The sequence below is a fragment of the Frateuria defendens genome (assembly GCF_001182895.1).
GTDB lineage: Bacteria > Pseudomonadota > Gammaproteobacteria > Xanthomonadales > Rhodanobacteraceae > Frateuria_B > Frateuria_B defendens.
Map to the genome: position 1 here is coordinate 19,727 of NZ_LFQR01000045.1, position 13,614 is coordinate 33,340.

The following is a 13,614-nucleotide window of genomic DNA, read 5'->3' on the forward strand; positions in this document are numbered from 1 at the left end:
GCCGGCGATGCGCGCACGCGGCGCACGGCCTCTGTCGGCATGCGAGCCACGGACCATGCGCAGGACGTGGCGCGCCGCTTGCGCCGGCGAAGGTCGCGCGTAGGCGCGCTTCTACACCGCCTCGCCGCGGCGGGGGAGTTCCCGGTCGGGCTGCAGGTCGGGAGCCTGGCCGGCGCGGCGCGCGATCCAGGCCGCCAGCACCGACACACGGCCACGCCGATCGCCGCCATGCCCGAGCCGGCAACGCCCAGCTTGCCGAGCAGGTTCACGCCACTGGTCACCACCACGTCGCCGAAGCGCCACACCGCGGTCTCGATGAAGTTCTTGCCCTTGTAGCGCGTCTCGCGCGGCACGCGGGTGTAGAGCGCGTCCTGCGCCGGCTTGGTCATGCCGTAGGCGAAGCCGCGCGAGCCGACCAGCGTGACCGCCAGCATCGGCACGGTGAAGCCGAGCAGCGACACGTCGACGAAGCCCAGCCAGGCCGCCACCGCGAGCAGCAGCAGGTTCACCAGTGCCGGCACCACCAGGCCCCAGCCGGCGCCGTGGCGCACCAGCAGCCAGCGCGTCGCGGTGAGCTGCAGCAGTACGCCGAGCAGGTTGGCGGCGAGGTCCAGGTCGTTGTAGAAGGCCGTGCGCGCCACGCGGTCGGGCAGGTGCGCCTTGGTGTAGTCGGCCATCAGCGCGTAGGCCAGGGTGCCGATGCCGTCGCCGAGCAGCATCAGGATCGCCATGTAGCGCAGGAACGGCCGCGACCACAGCTCCCTGAGCCCCGCCCACAGCGAGCCGCCGATGGCCGCCGCGGCCTGCCCGCTGCGCCGCTCCTGCCGCCCCGACAGCCGCAGCAGCAGCGCCAGCGCGAAACCCAGCGCCAGCGCCGACACCGCCAGCAACGGCGCCACCCCGATCTGGTGCACCAGCACCAGCGTCACCGTGGGCCCGAAGATCGCCCCCGCCATGCCGCCCAGCGCGATCAGCGGGAACGCCCGCCGCGCCTGCGTGCTGTCGAAGATGTCGGCCATGAAGCTCCAGAACAGCGACACCACGAACAGGTTGAACACGCTCACCCACATGTAGAACACCACGCCCAGCGCACGTGCGCCCAAGCGGTCCTGCGCCACGAAGGCCGGCACGAACAGCAACAGGCAGCCGATGAAGAAGCTGTAGCTCCAGCCGAGCAGGCGCTTGCGCGAGAAGCGCGCCACCAGCGCGCCGAACACCGGCGTCAGCAGCAGCATCACCACGAACACCGCGCCGTAGAACAGCGGCAGCGACTGCGACCCCACCGCCCCGCTCAGCTGGTCGCGCACCGGCCGGATGATGTAGTAGGCCGCCATGATGAAGAAGAAGGCGAGCGCGGACAGGGTCAACGCGAAGCCATCGTTCGCTGGGGCGATTCGTGAAGCGCGCACCGGACTGTCCGACGGGGAGTGCGAAGAGACTACCATGCGCCCCGGACGCATCTGCCAGCACCCGCGAGGGCCGCATGGATTTCGACTACGTGATCGTCGGTGCCGGCTCCGCCGGCTGCGTGCTCGCCAACCGGCTCAGCGCGCGGCCGGGCCGGCGCGTGCTGCTGCTCGAGGCCGGCCCGGCCGACCGCAACCCGCTCATCCACATGCCGGCCGGGCTCGCCAAGCTGGTCGGCGATCCACGCGGCTGGGCAAAGCTCTACGGCAGCCGCCGCATCAACTGGGGCTACCGCACCGAGCCGGAGCCCGCCCTGCTCGGCCGCCGCCTGTGGTGGCCGCGCGGCAAGGTGCTGGGCGGCTCCAGCGCGATCAACGCGATGTGCTACGTGCGCGGCGCCCCCGCCGACTACGACGGCTGGGCCGCCGCCACCGGCGACGCACGCTGGAGCTGGGCGCAGGTGCTGCCGTGGTTCCTGCGCGCGGAGGACAACACCCGCGGCGCCAGCGCCTGGCACGGCGCGGGCGGGCCGCTCGGCGTGGCGGACCTGCGCTGGCACAGCCCGCTCTCCGACGCCTTCGTGCAGGCCGGCACCGAGGCCGGCTACGCGCGCAACGACGACTTCAACGGCCCACGCCAGGACGGCTTCGGCCTCTACCAGGTGACCCAGCGCCACGGCGCGCGCTGCTCCACCGCCGTCGCCTACCTGCGCCCCGCGCTCGGCCGGCCCAACCTCCTCGTGCGCACGCACGCGGCGGTCGAGCGCGTGCTGATCGAGCATGGGCGCGCGGTCGGCGTGCAGCTGCGCGGGGGCGAGCGCATCGAGGCGGGCGAGGTGATCCTCGCCGGCGGCGTGATCAACTCGCCGCAGCTGCTGATGCTTTCGGGCATCGGCCCCGCCGATCACCTGCGCTGGCACGGCATCGCCGTGGTCGCCGACCGGCCCGACGTGGGCGGGCAGTTGCAGGATCATCTCGACCTCTGCACCGTGATCGGCACCGCCTCCGGCACGCACACCTACGACCGCCTCAACGAGGCGGCGGTGGCCTGGCGCTTCCTGCGCCACCGCGACGGCGTGGGCAGCTCCAACGTCGCCGAGGGCGGCGGCTTCGTGCGCAGCCGCTACGCCGCCGACGAGCGCTGCGACGTGCAGTTCCATTTCATCCCGGCGCAGCTGGACGACCACGGCAGCGTCAAGCCGCCCGGATACGGCTACACCGTGCATGCCTGCTACCTGCACCCGCGCAGCCGCGGCCGGCTGCGCCTGAAGTCCGCCGACCCGGCGCAGCCGATCGGCATCGAGGCCAACTACCTCGGCGATCCGGACGGCCACGATCTGAAACTGATGATCGAGGCGGCGCGCCTCTCCGCCGGGATCCTGGCGCAACCGGCCTTCGCGCCCTACCGCGGCCAGCCGCGCTTCCCCGACCACGCGCTGCGCACCGACGCCGAGTACGAGGCCTTCATCCGCCAGCGCGCCGAAACCATCTACCACCCGGTCGGCACCTGCCGCATGGGCACGGACGCGCAATCGGTGGTGGACGGCGAACTGCGCGTGCGCGGCGTGACGGCGCTGCGCGTGGTGGACGCCTCGGTGATGCCCTCGCTGCCCACGGGCAACACCAACGCGCCGACCATCATGATCGCCGAACGCGCCAGCGCCCTCCTGCTCGGCGAAGACTGAACGAGGCCGAACGATCGACGGCGCGGCGGGTCTATGCACGGTTGCGCCCGTCACGTTGTGGCCCCGGTTCAACTGGACGACAATCCTCCACTTCATGAGCACGACCTGCCCCGCACGCCGGCCCTCATCTTTCCTTGGCGCGTTCCGCGCCGGAACCCTCTCCAGTCGCATGCAGCTCCGTACGCTTTCCCTGCTGACCGCCGGCCTGCTCGGCCTGGCCGGCCCCGTCCCCTCCGCCAGCGCGAACGGCGCCGCCGCGGCGGCGCCCGCCGTCCACGCCGCCAGCCGCGCTTCGCTGCCGGCCGAGCGGGTCGAGCAGACGCTTTCCAACTACCGGCAATGGCTGGAGCAGCTCGACCAGAAGCACGCCGTGGCGGGCCTGGCCACCGCCGTGGTGGTCAACGACAAGGTGGTGTTCGAGCGCACGCTCGGCTACGCCGACACCGGCAAGAACGAGCCGGTGACGGCGGACACCGTGTTCCGCCTCGCCTCGCTGTCCAAGGCCTTCGCCACCGCGCTCGCCGCGGTCCTGGTCAGCGACGGCAAGCTGGACTGGAACACGCGCCTGGTCAACGTGCTGCCGTTCTTCAAGCTCAAGAGCGTGCCCGACACCGAGCAGGCCACCGTGCACGACATCCTCGGCCAGCGCCTGGGCCTGCCGCGCAACACCTACGACAGCATGCTCGAGGGCGACGTGCCCTACGAGGAACTGGTGCGCAAGCTCGACGAGGTCGACATGGCCTGTGGCGTGGGCCAGTGCTACGGCTACCAGAACGTCGCCTTCAGCCTGATCGGCGACGTGGTCTACGCCATGACCGGCAACTTCTTCTACCGCCAGGTGGACGAGCGCATCTTCTACCCGCTCGGCATGAAGACCGCCAGCTACGGCCGCGACGCGCTCGAATCCAGCAAGAGCTGGGCGCGCCCGCACCGCCCCGGCCGCGGCGGCTGGGTGCCGTTCGAGCCCAAGGAGAACTACTACCGCGTGGCGCCGGCGGCCGGCGTCAACGCCAGCCTGCACGACATGGAGCAGTGGCTGATCGCGCAGATGGGCGGCCGGCCCGACGTACTCTCGCCCGCCATGCTCGAGGAACTGCACGAGCCCGGCGTGACGACGCCGGTGGAACTGCACTCCAGCCCCTGGCACCGCAGCCGCGTCACCGCGGCGCACTACGCGCTCGGCTGGCGCGTGTTCCAGTACGGCGGCGAGACCTTGATCTACCACGCCGGCGCAGTGGAGGGTTACCGCACCATGATCGGCTTCTTCCCCAAGTACCACGCCGGCGTGGTGACGCTGTGGAACTCCGCCAACCCCACGCCCTCGGGCCTGATGCCGATGGTGTTCGACGGCCTGCTCGGCCTGCCCCGCGTGGACTGGGCCGATCTCGGCGGGTTGCCCGCCACGGCCGGCAAGGCCGCCCCCGCGAACAGGCGAGCGCTGCCCAAGTCGAAGGCGCGCCGCGCACGCAGCCGCTCCTGAAAGCCTGTTCACGATCTTGCCGTCGATGCGCCAGAGCCTGGAGGTCGATGCGCCAGAGCCTGGAGCGAGCCTTGCGGTAGCCATGTGCGCGTGCCCCGCTCTTGCTCGTCGCTCCGGCGCAGCCCGGACAAGCGCGCAGAGCGCAGAACGTCCGAAGGACGGCCCCGCAGGGGCGAGTGGAGCGAGTCATCCAGCGCCGCGCGTCCCGAGTGAGCCGAGGCTTATCGTGATCTGGCCGGCCTTTGGCCAGCCAGACCGCAACAAACCTCCAACAGCACGGCACGCCTTCCCGCACGCTCCCCCTCTCCCGACCATAGGGAGAGGGATGCGGGTTGCACGTAAAAAAGCGGCGCAACGCGCCGCTTTTTCATCGCATGCCCATTCCACCTACTGCGCGTTGAGCTGGAACTGGATGCGCTGCTGCCGGGTGCTCGCCACCGGCGTGCCGTCGCGGGTCGCCGGCTTGAACTTCCAGCGCTCCACCGCGTCGGTCGCCTCGCGCTCGAAGATGTGGCGCGGCTGCGAGGCCACCACGTGCGCGTTGGAGACATTGCCTTCGGCGTCGACGGTGTACTGCACGTCCACCCAGCCCTCCTGGTTGGCCCGGCGGGCCTGGGTCGGATAACGCGGCTGCACCATGCGGATCAGGATCGCGTCGGTGTTGCTCGATGCGCCCTGCGTATTGGACGCGACCACGGCGGCCGCGGCCTGCTGCGCCTGTTGTTGCTGGCGCTGCTGGGCCAACCGCGCCTGCTCGGTGCGCTGCGCCTCCGCCTGCTGCGCGGCGGCCGCGCTGCTGCGCTGCTGCTCGGCCAGCCGCTCGGCCGCGGCCTTCTCCTCCGCCGAGCGCTGCGCGGCGAGCTGCTGCTGGTGCTGCTGGTCGAGCGCCTGCTGCTGTTCCTTGTCGAGCAGCTTGCGCTGCGCGTCCAGCTTGGAGCGCAGGATGGTCAGGGTGTAGTTGGCCGGGTCGGCCTTGGCGAGCAGGTCGATCTGCCGCTGCGCCTCGTTGAAGTCGCGCGCGTTGATCGCCGACTCCGCGCTGTTGGCGGCGAACGGAAAGGTCTCGCGCAGCGCGTCCACCGCCACCGAATTGCCCGGCTGCTTCTGCAAGGCGCCAAGGTAGAACTCGAAGGCGTTGTTGCTGGCCGGCGCCAGGTAGCGCTGCTCGTTCATCGCGCGGCGCGCCTCGGACAGCAGCTGGTTGACGTCCATCGCCGCCACGTTCGCCGGCGGCGCGGCCACGGCGGCCTTGGCGGCAGTGCTGGACGAAGCCGCCGGCGCGCTGGGACGACCGCTGGCGTCCTGCGCGACCATGTCCCGGTGCGGCTTGATGATCAGCAACCACGCCCCCGCGGCAAGCAGCGCGAGCACCACGACGACGGCCAACGTAACAGGCCTGGCGGCCCCCTGCGCGAACGAGCGCGCATGCAGATTTCGGGTATCCATAGTTCTCACCGAGTGACGACAGATACCCGCGCTTTTTCCCCCTGTGAACCCAGGAGCGGCGCGCCCCCTCCGGCCCGCCGCGGCGCGGATTTGCGAAAGGTAACTGCAATGCAGCACGACAGCAAATCGCCGGGCGCTCCGCGGCATGGTGCGCCGGGGCCGGCAAGCGCCGTCCGCGCTTTTCCATGCCCCGGAAACGAAGCGTCCCGGCACGGGCCGGGACGAATCGCTTTCAAATACCTTCCCCGCGCTGGGCACCGCGGGGAGGAAACCGGGTACGGCTTTTTGTTGTGCTTACTTCTTGGTCTTGGTCTTGGTCTTGGCGACCTTGGAGGCCTTCACCACCTTGGCGGGTGCGGCCTTCTTCACGGCGACCTTCTTCGGGGCGGCCTTCTTCACCGCGACCTTCTTGACGGCAACCTTCTTCACCGCGGCCTTCTTGGCGGCCGCCGGCTTCTTCGCAGCCGCCTTCTTGGCGACCTTCTTCACGGCGGCCTTCTTGACGGCCGGCTTCTTGGCGACCGGCTTCTTGACGGCGGCCTTCTTTACAGCGGTCTTCTTGACGGCCTTCTTGGCCGCCGGTTTCTTGGCAGTGGTTTTCTTGGCAGTGGCCATGGTTCGTCTCAGCTCCTCATCAGTTGGCAGTGGTTGCCCAGTAAAAGCATGCAGGAACGCCTCCACCAGCAAATCGCTGTTGGTGGCGTGCCGAAGATTGTTCACCTGGCGATGGGTGCGCAGATCCGACAGCAACCTCAAAACATGAAGCGGGATGGATACCGTGATCTTGCGTACCGCGCCGGCCTTTTCACCATGCTCGACATAAGGCTCTACGAAGTTGTTTATCGCCATGTCTTCCGTTCCCCGTGATTCCGAAGCGAAAGCTATTCCTGAAGGTTTCAGCTGTCAATTGATTTTAGCCTCGCAATCAGGCCTTTTCATCCGCCCCAGGAAGAGCCGAAAAGCCCGGCGCGACAAGGCCTTCCGGGCATTCGTGTTTGATTTGTTTTGGACGTCTATACATCCATACGATAATCGCCTAAAAATAACCGTATCGCCGAAACCCGCATGGCACAAGGCTTTGCGGACTTATCGCCGACGCGAAGCGTCGAGCGACCAACGCGACGGCGACCCGCGTCGCGCATCGCGGGAGCCCCGCCCGAACCCGCCCTGCGCATGAACGGTTCTCGACCGGAGGCGCCCTCGGCGGCGTCGGTCGACGGGGCGACCAGGCCGGCTCCGCGATGCGAACCACGTCCCGATCGCCGCCTCGCCCGCCCCGCAACTTTCTCCGCGGCGGCGCGGCTTCCCCGACACAGAAACGCCGACGGCCGTCTAGGCGGCCGTCGGCGTTCGCAAACCGGCGGCGCCGGTCAGTGCTCTTCGTTCTCGACCAGCTCGGCGTAGGCGTCGGCGTCGAGCAGCTCGTTCAACTCCTCGCGGTTGCTGGCGCGCACGGCGAAGATCCAACCCTCGCCGAAGGCGTCCTCGTTGATGGTCTCGGGCTTGTCGCCGAGCAGCTCGTTGACCTCGACCACTTCGCCGGACACCGGCGAGTAGATGTCGGAGGCGGCCTTCACCGATTCCACCACGGCCACGCCGCTGCCGGCCTTCACGCTGGCGCCCACCTCGGGCAGCTCGACGTAGACCAGGTCGCCGAGCTGGCTCTGCGCGTGGTCGGAGATGCCCACGCGCACCAGGCCATCGTCTTCGACGCGGGCCCACTCGTGGGACTTGAGGAATTTCAGATCGCCGGGAATCTCGCTCATGGTCGGTCCAGTCGTCGCAGAGTTTGTGTTGGAGAAGGGCGTGATTCTAACCGCATCGGATGACAGGCCACGCATCGGGCGGCATGCCGATGTGGCTCACACGCCTTCGCAGGCCTTGCCGTCGCGCACGAAGGGGTATTTCACCACCCGCACCGGCACCTCGCGGCCGCGGATGTCCACCCGCACCGCGCCCGGCTCGCCGGCGGGAATGCGCGCGAAGGCGATGGCCTTGCCCAGGGTGGGCGAGAAAGTGCCGGAGAGGATCTCGCCCTCGCCGTTGTCGGTGAGCACCTTCTGGCCGTGGCGCAGCACCCCCTTCTCCTCCATCACCAGGCCGACCATGGCGCGCGGCACGCCGGCGGCCTGCTGCCGCTCCAGCGCATCGCGGCCAATGAAGTCGCGGCCCGCGTCCAGCGCCACCGTCCAGGCCAGGCCCGCCTCCCACGGCGAGACGCTCTCGTCCATGTCCTGGCCGTAGAGGTTCATGCCTGCCTCCAGCCGCAGCGTGTCGCGCGCGCCCAGGCCGCAGGGCCGCACGCCGGCGGCGGCCAGCGCGTTCCACAGGGCCACCGCGTGCGGCTCGGGCACGAGGATCTCGAAGCCGTCCTCGCCGGTGTAGCCGGTGCGCGCCACGAACAGCGGGATGCCGTGCGGGCCCTGCGCGGCGGCGGCGGCGAAGCGGCCGAGCCTGGCGATGCGCTCGCGGTCGGCCTCGTGCAGCAGGTCGAGCACCTTGGCGCGGGCATTGGGGCCCTGCACCGCGACCATGGCAAAGTCGGGGCGCTCCTTCACTTCCACGCCGTAGGGCTCGGCCTGCCGTGCGATCCAGGCCAGGTCCTTGGCGCGGGTGGCGGCGTTCACCACCAGCCGGTAGTGGCCCTCGTCGAAGTAGTAGACGATGAGGTCGTCGATCACCCCGCCCTGCTCGTCGAGCATGCACGAGTACAGCGCCTTGCCGGTGACCTTGAGCTTGTCGATGCTGTTGGCCAGCAGGTGGCGCAGGAAGTCGCGGGTACGCGGGCCGTGCAGGTCCACCACCGTCATGTGCGAGACGTCGAACATGCCCGCGTCGCTGCGCACCGCGTGGTGCTCCTCGATCTGCGAGCCGTAGTTGATCGGCATGTCCCAGCCGCCGAAGTCGACCATGCGCGCGCCCGCTGCGCGGTGGGTGGCGTTGAGTACGGTCTTCTCGGTCATTACGGTATGTGTCCCGGCGAAAAACACATTATCGTTGGCTCGCCGGGGGCAATCCAAGCTGCACCGCTCCATCGGCGGCGGAAACAGGCACGCTGGCGCACCGCCTCGCCTCCGTCTCGCGTCCCCTCAAGGAAGGCTGTACGCATGTCCCCGAACGCCGGATCGGCCACGCTCGATACCGTCAGCACGCCGCCGCGCCTGCGCGTCACCGGCGACTGGACGCTGGCGCACCTGGCCGAGCTGTACCGCACGCTGTCGCCGATGTTCGGCAAGCTGGACGCGCGCACCGCGGTGGATTTCGGCGGGCTCGGCGAGCTGGACACCGCCGGCGCGGGCCTCCTGTCCGAGCTGGTCGGCACGCAGCGCCTGCGCGAGCTCGCGCGCGAGGCCGCCGACCTCTCCGCGGCGCGGCGCGCCCTGATCGAGACCGTGTGCGAGGCGGTCACGGTATGGCGCCAGCCGATGCCCCGCCCGTCGCGCCAGCCGGCGGTGCTGGAGGTGCTCTCGCGCATCGGCGGCGCGGTGGAGAACGTGTGGGGCCAGCAGCGCTACCTGCTTGGCTTCATCGGCCTGACCCTGGAGACGCTGGCGCGCAACCTGTTCCACCCGCGCCGCTGGCGCCTCACGCCGCTCACCGCGCACATCGAGCAGACCGGCATGGACGCCATCCCCATCGTGGCCCTGCTCACCTTCATGGTGGGCGCGGTGGTGGCCTTCCTGGGCGCCACCGTGCTGCGCGACTTCGGCGCCACCGTGTACACGGTGAACCTGGTGGGCTTCTCCTTCCTGCGCGAGTTCGGCGTGCTGCTCACCGCCATCCTGATGGCCGGCCGCACCGCCAGCGCCTTCACCGCGCAGATCGGCGCGATGAAGGCCAACGAGGAGATCGACGCCATCCGCGCACTGGGCCTGGACCCGATGGAGCTGCTGGTGCTGCCGCGCGTGCTGGCGCTCCTGGTGTCGCTGCCGATGCTCACCTTCATCGCGATGATCGCCGGCATCGTGGGCGGCGGCCTGGTCTGCGCGGCGATCCTGGACATCCCGCCGGTGATGTTCCTCGGCATCCTGAAGAGCGACGTCGGCGTGCAGCACTTCCTGCTGGGCCTGGCGAAGGCGCCGGTGTTCGCCTTCCTGATCGCGGTGATCGGCTGCATCGAGGGCCTCAAGGTCTCCGGCAGCGCGCAGTCGGTGGGCGAGCACACCACCTCCAGCGTGGTGCAGTCGATCTTCATGGTGATCCTGGTCGATGCGGTGGCGGCACTCTTTTATATGGAGATGGGCTGGTGAGCGCGAAACCGGAAACCGCAGCGGCCGAGCCGGTGATCCAGGTACGCGGCCTGGTCAACCGCTTCGGCGCGCAGACGGTGCACGAGCACCTCGACCTGGACGTCTACCGCGGCGAGATCCTCGGCGTGGTGGGCGGCTCGGGCACCGGCAAGTCGGTGCTGCTGCGGACCATCGTGGGCCTGCGCCGCCCCAGCGCCGGCCAGGTGCGCGTGTTCGGCGAGGACCTGCTCGACCTGCCGCCGGAGCGCCGCTCGCGCATCGAGCGCCGCTTCGGCGTGCTGTTCCAGGGCGGCGCGCTGTTCTCCTCGCAGACGGTGGCCGAGAACGCCGCCACCCCGCTGATCGAGCACGCCGGCCTCGACCGCGCCCTGGCCGAGAAGCTGGCGCGGCTCAAGCTCGCGCTGGCCGGGCTGCCCAACGACAGCGCCGCCAAGCTGCCTGCCGAACTCTCCGGAGGCATGGTCAAGCGCGCGGCGCTGGCGCGCGCGCTGGCGCTCGACCCGGACATCCTGTTCCTGGACGAACCCACCGCCGGCCTCGACCCGATCGGCGCGGCCGCCTTCGACCAGCTGATCCTCACCCTGCGCGACGCGCTCGGCCTCACCGTGTTCCTGGTCACCCACGACCTGGACACGCTCTACACCATCTGCGACCGCGTCGCCGTGCTGTCGCAGAAGAAGGTGCTGGTGACCGACACGCTCGACGTGGTGGCGGCCACCGACGACGCCTGGGTGCAGGAATACTTCCACGGTCCGCGCGGTCGCGCGGCACAGTCGGCCGCCGACGCGCGGCCCAGGAGCTGAAGCTATGGAGACCCGCGCCCATCACGTGGTGATCGGCCTGCTCACGGTGATCGTGGTGGCGGCCGCGCTGCTGTTCGGCCTGTGGCTGGCCAAGTCCAGCAACGACCGCGCCTTCCGCGACTACCAGGTGGTGTTCAACGAGGCGGTCACCGGCCTCTCGCAGGGCGCCGCCGTGCAGTACAGCGGCATCAAGGTGGGCGCGGTGACCCAGCTCAAGCTCGACCCGGCCGACCCGCGCCGCGTGCTCGCCACCATCCGCCTGAGCGCGGACACGCCGGTGCGCCAGGACACCCACGCCCGCCTCGCGCTGACCGGCGTCACCGGCTTGGCGATCATCCAGCTGAGCGGCGGCTCGCCCCGCTCCCCGCCGCTGCACAGCCGCAGCGGCGCGCCGCCGGTGATCGTGGCCGACCCTTCGCCGCTCACCAAGCTGCTGGCCAACGGCGAGGACATCCTCACCAACATCAACGAGGTGGTGTCGCGCGCCACGCTGCTGCTGTCCGACGACAACGTGGCCAAGATCGGCCGCACGCTCGACCACCTCGACCAGGCCACCGGCGCCATCGCCGAGCAGCGCGAGGACATCCGCGCCCTGCTGCGCCAGCTGGCCGAGGCCAGCCGCACCGCCAACGCCACCCTGGCGCAGGCCGAGGAACTGGCGAAACAGGGCAACGCCCTGATCGGCCAGCAGGGCCGCGCCACCCTGGACAGCGCGCAGGCGGCGATGGCCTCGGTGCAGCGCGCCACCGACAGCCTCGACCAGCTGCTGCGCAACAACCGCGAGGCGCTGGACGGCGGCATGCGCGGCTTGAGCGACCTCGGCCCCGCCGTGCGCGACCTGCGCCAGACGCTGGGCACCCTGCGCGGCATCACCCGCCGCCTCGACGACAACCCCGCCGGCTACCTGCTCGGCCGCGACAAGACCAAGGAGTTCCAGCCATGAGAGCGCGCCTCGCCAGCCTTGCCGCCTGCTGCCTGCTGCTCGGCGCCTGCTCCGTGCTGCCCAAGGCCGAGGCGCCCACCGTGTACCGGCTGCCGGCCGCGCCCGCGAACGACCCGGACACGACGGCGGCCGCGCTGCCCTGGGCGCTGCGCATCGACACCCCGCTGGCCGGCGGCGGCCTGGACAGCGCGCGCATCGCGGTGCTGCCCGGCCCCGACGAGATCACCAGCTACAAGGGCGCGCGCTGGAGCGACCGCGCCCCGGTGCTGCTGCGCGACCGCCTGTTCGACGCCTTCCTCGCCAGCGGCCGCGTGCCCCGGCTCAGCGTGGACGACGGCAACCTGCAGGCCGACCTGGAACTGGGCGGCAGCCTGCGCGCCTTCCAGTCCGAGTACCAGGACGGCCGCCCGGTGGTGGTGATCCGCTACGACGCGCAGCTGATCCGCAGCGGCGCCCAGCGCATCCTCGCCGCGCGCCGCTTCGACGTGCGCGTGCCGGCCGCCGGCAAGGAGGTGCCGCAGGTGGTGGCCGCCTTCGGCGCCGCCAGCGACCAGCTCGCCGCGGCGGTCATCCCCTGGACCTTGCAGGCCGCCGCGCAGGCGCCGGCTCGATCCAGCGAAAGGTCAGATTGATCCGCGGCCCGACGGCCGCGCGCGTCCTCGGCAGTGCGTGCCGGTAGAGGCGCTGCGTGTCGCCGGCCATGCGCAGCAGGCTGCCGTGCGGCAGCACGAGGTCGAGCCCCTCGCCGGCCGCCGCTTGGCCGGCGGCGTCCTTGCGCCGCAGGCGGAAACGTCTCACGGCGCCGAGGCTGAGCGAGGCGATCACCGGCTGCGCGCCGAGCTCCGGCTCGTCGTCGCTGTGCCAGCCCATCGCGTCATGGCCGTCGCGGTAGAGGTTGGCGAGCACGCTGTTGAAGCGCGCATCGCAGGCGTCTTCCAGTCGCCCGCGCAGATCGCGCAGCGCCGCGGGCCAGGGTCGCGGCACGAAGCGCGCGCCCGAGTAGACGTAGACGGCCTCGGGGTCGCCGATCCAGCAGCTCAGCCGCGGCGAGGCCACCTCGCGTCCGAACAGGCGGATGCGGTGGACTTCCCACGGCACCGTGTCCAGCAGTTGCGCAAGCAGCGCATCGGCCTCCTCCGGCGCCAACCATTGCGGCAGCCATTGCAGGTCGGCGCCGGGCAAGGCGAGCCGTTGCCAGGCGGGCGCGGGCGGGTTACGCAGGCTCATCCGGGTTCCCGAGGATCACCGGAGCGGGTAGAAGGTCGAGGTGAGCGCGGCCGCGACGGCTCGCTTTCGAAGAGGCAGGCGTGGCCGCGGCTTGGGACAAAGGCCAAGGCCCGACATCGTTTCATATCAAACGCCTTCATGTATCGGACACCCTCTTGATTAGAGCTTGTTCACGATACCCGCCGCGGCCGCGTGTAGGAGCGCGCCTTGCGCGCGACCGCGGTGCGACAACGTCTCCGCTGCGCAGGCTTGTCGCGCGCAAGGCGCGCTCCTACAGCATGGCGGCCATGCATCGAGGTGGTTGGCAGGCGCCTGGACGCCCTTCATCCCATCAGGGCCGTGCAAGCGTCCAGCCCGCGCGACGGCGCTCGCGC

11 protein-coding genes and 1 pseudogene are annotated in these 13,614 nt (G+C 70.5%); 6 read left to right on the forward strand and 6 right to left on the reverse strand.

From position 1 onward, the window contains the following. Positions 1 to 111: 111 nt before the first annotated feature. Positions 112 to 1,334 (reverse strand): annotated as a pseudogene (locus ACH65_RS07245) (NTP/NDP exchange transporter). Positions 1,335 to 1,483: 149 nt separating this feature from the next. Here ACH65_RS07245 and ACH65_RS07250 point away from each other — a divergent pair. After that, positions 1,484 to 3,091, forward strand: coding sequence for a GMC family oxidoreductase (locus ACH65_RS07250; protein WP_049621917.1), 1,608 nt, complete (start codon positions 1,484 to 1,486; stop codon positions 3,089 to 3,091). Positions 3,092 to 3,260: 169 nt separating this feature from the next. Continuing rightward, on the forward strand, positions 3,261 to 4,571 hold the full coding sequence (locus ACH65_RS07255) for a serine hydrolase domain-containing protein (RefSeq protein ID WP_049621918.1): 1,311 nt from the start codon (positions 3,261 to 3,263) through the stop codon (positions 4,569 to 4,571). Between the two features lie 387 nt (positions 4,572 to 4,958). Here the strand turns inward: ACH65_RS07255 and ACH65_RS07260 are convergent, their stop codons facing one another. The 4 genes from ACH65_RS07260 to gcvT all read right to left on the reverse strand — a co-directional run bounded on the left by ACH65_RS07260 (position 4,959) and on the right by gcvT (position 8,980). Further along, complete coding sequence (locus ACH65_RS07260; protein ID WP_336884800.1) at positions 4,959 to 5,957, reverse strand: energy transducer TonB; 999 nt, start codon at positions 5,955 to 5,957, stop codon at positions 4,959 to 4,961. A gap of 354 nt (positions 5,958 to 6,311) precedes the next feature. Continuing rightward, positions 6,312 to 6,866, reverse strand: coding sequence for a met regulon transcriptional regulator MetJ (gene metJ / locus ACH65_RS20990; protein ID WP_082190184.1), 555 nt, complete (start codon positions 6,864 to 6,866; stop codon positions 6,312 to 6,314). Positions 6,867 to 7,387: 521 nt separating this feature from the next. Continuing rightward, complete coding sequence (gene gcvH / locus ACH65_RS07270; RefSeq protein WP_049621921.1) at positions 7,388 to 7,783, reverse strand: glycine cleavage system protein GcvH; 396 nt, start codon at positions 7,781 to 7,783, stop codon at positions 7,388 to 7,390. Positions 7,784 to 7,879: 96 nt separating this feature from the next. Further along, on the reverse strand, positions 7,880 to 8,980 hold the full coding sequence (gcvT, locus tag ACH65_RS07275) for a glycine cleavage system aminomethyltransferase GcvT (RefSeq protein WP_049621922.1): 1,101 nt from the start codon (positions 8,978 to 8,980) through the stop codon (positions 7,880 to 7,882). Positions 8,981 to 9,124: 144 nt separating this feature from the next. Here gcvT and ACH65_RS07280 point away from each other — a divergent pair, with 144 nt between their 5' ends. The 4 genes from ACH65_RS07280 to ACH65_RS07295 are packed head-to-tail and all read left to right on the forward strand — an operon-like array spanning position 9,125 to position 12,645. Further along, positions 9,125 to 10,267, forward strand: a complete 1,143-nt coding sequence (locus ACH65_RS07280; protein WP_049621923.1) for an ABC transporter permease — start codon at positions 9,125 to 9,127, stop codon at positions 10,265 to 10,267. Continuing rightward, positions 10,264 to 11,070 (forward strand): ABC transporter ATP-binding protein, encoded by an 807-nt coding sequence (locus tag ACH65_RS07285; protein ID WP_049621924.1) that lies wholly within the window; start codon positions 10,264 to 10,266, stop codon positions 11,068 to 11,070. The genes ACH65_RS07280 and ACH65_RS07285 overlap by 4 nt, the downstream gene beginning before the upstream one ends. 4 nt (positions 11,071 to 11,074) lie before the next feature. Next, positions 11,075 to 12,013 (forward strand): MlaD family protein, encoded by a 939-nt coding sequence (locus ACH65_RS07290; RefSeq protein WP_049621925.1) that lies wholly within the window; start codon positions 11,075 to 11,077, stop codon positions 12,011 to 12,013. Then, complete coding sequence (locus tag ACH65_RS07295; protein ID WP_049621926.1) at positions 12,010 to 12,645, forward strand: ABC-type transport auxiliary lipoprotein family protein; 636 nt, start codon at positions 12,010 to 12,012, stop codon at positions 12,643 to 12,645. Before ACH65_RS07290 ends, ACH65_RS07295 begins: the two co-directional genes overlap by 4 nt. Here the strand turns inward: ACH65_RS07295 and ACH65_RS07300 are convergent. Beyond that, positions 12,581 to 13,240, reverse strand: coding sequence for an alpha-ketoglutarate-dependent dioxygenase AlkB family protein (locus ACH65_RS07300; RefSeq protein WP_049621927.1), 660 nt, complete (start codon positions 13,238 to 13,240; stop codon positions 12,581 to 12,583). The two genes, ACH65_RS07295 and ACH65_RS07300, sit on opposite strands and share 65 nt — an antisense overlap. Positions 13,241 to 13,614 lie beyond the last annotated feature (374 nt).

What these genes read in the sequence shown, in the direction of transcription:
- ACH65_RS07250 (WP_049621917.1), top strand. Translation starts at nt 1,484, where the DNA reads ATGGATTTCGACTACGTGATCGTCGGTGCCGGCTCCGCCGGCTGCGTG.
- ACH65_RS07255 (WP_049621918.1), top strand. Translation starts at nt 3,261, where the DNA reads ATGCAGCTCCGTACGCTTTCCCTGCTGACCGCCGGCCTGCTCGGCCTG.
- metJ (WP_082190184.1), bottom strand. Translation starts at nt 6,866, where the DNA reads ATGGCGATAAACAACTTCGTAGAGCCTTATGTCGAGCATGGTGAAAAG.
- gcvH (WP_049621921.1), bottom strand. Translation starts at nt 7,783, where the DNA reads ATGAGCGAGATTCCCGGCGATCTGAAATTCCTCAAGTCCCACGAGTGG.
- gcvT (WP_049621922.1), bottom strand. Translation starts at nt 8,980, where the DNA reads ATGACCGAGAAGACCGTACTCAACGCCACCCACCGCGCAGCGGGCGCG.
- ACH65_RS07280 (WP_049621923.1), top strand. Translation starts at nt 9,125, where the DNA reads ATGTCCCCGAACGCCGGATCGGCCACGCTCGATACCGTCAGCACGCCG.
- ACH65_RS07290 (WP_049621925.1), top strand. Translation starts at nt 11,075, where the DNA reads ATGGAGACCCGCGCCCATCACGTGGTGATCGGCCTGCTCACGGTGATC.
- ACH65_RS07295 (WP_049621926.1), top strand. Translation starts at nt 12,010, where the DNA reads ATGAGAGCGCGCCTCGCCAGCCTTGCCGCCTGCTGCCTGCTGCTCGGC.
- ACH65_RS07300 (WP_049621927.1), bottom strand. Translation starts at nt 13,240, where the DNA reads ATGAGCCTGCGTAACCCGCCCGCGCCCGCCTGGCAACGGCTCGCCTTG.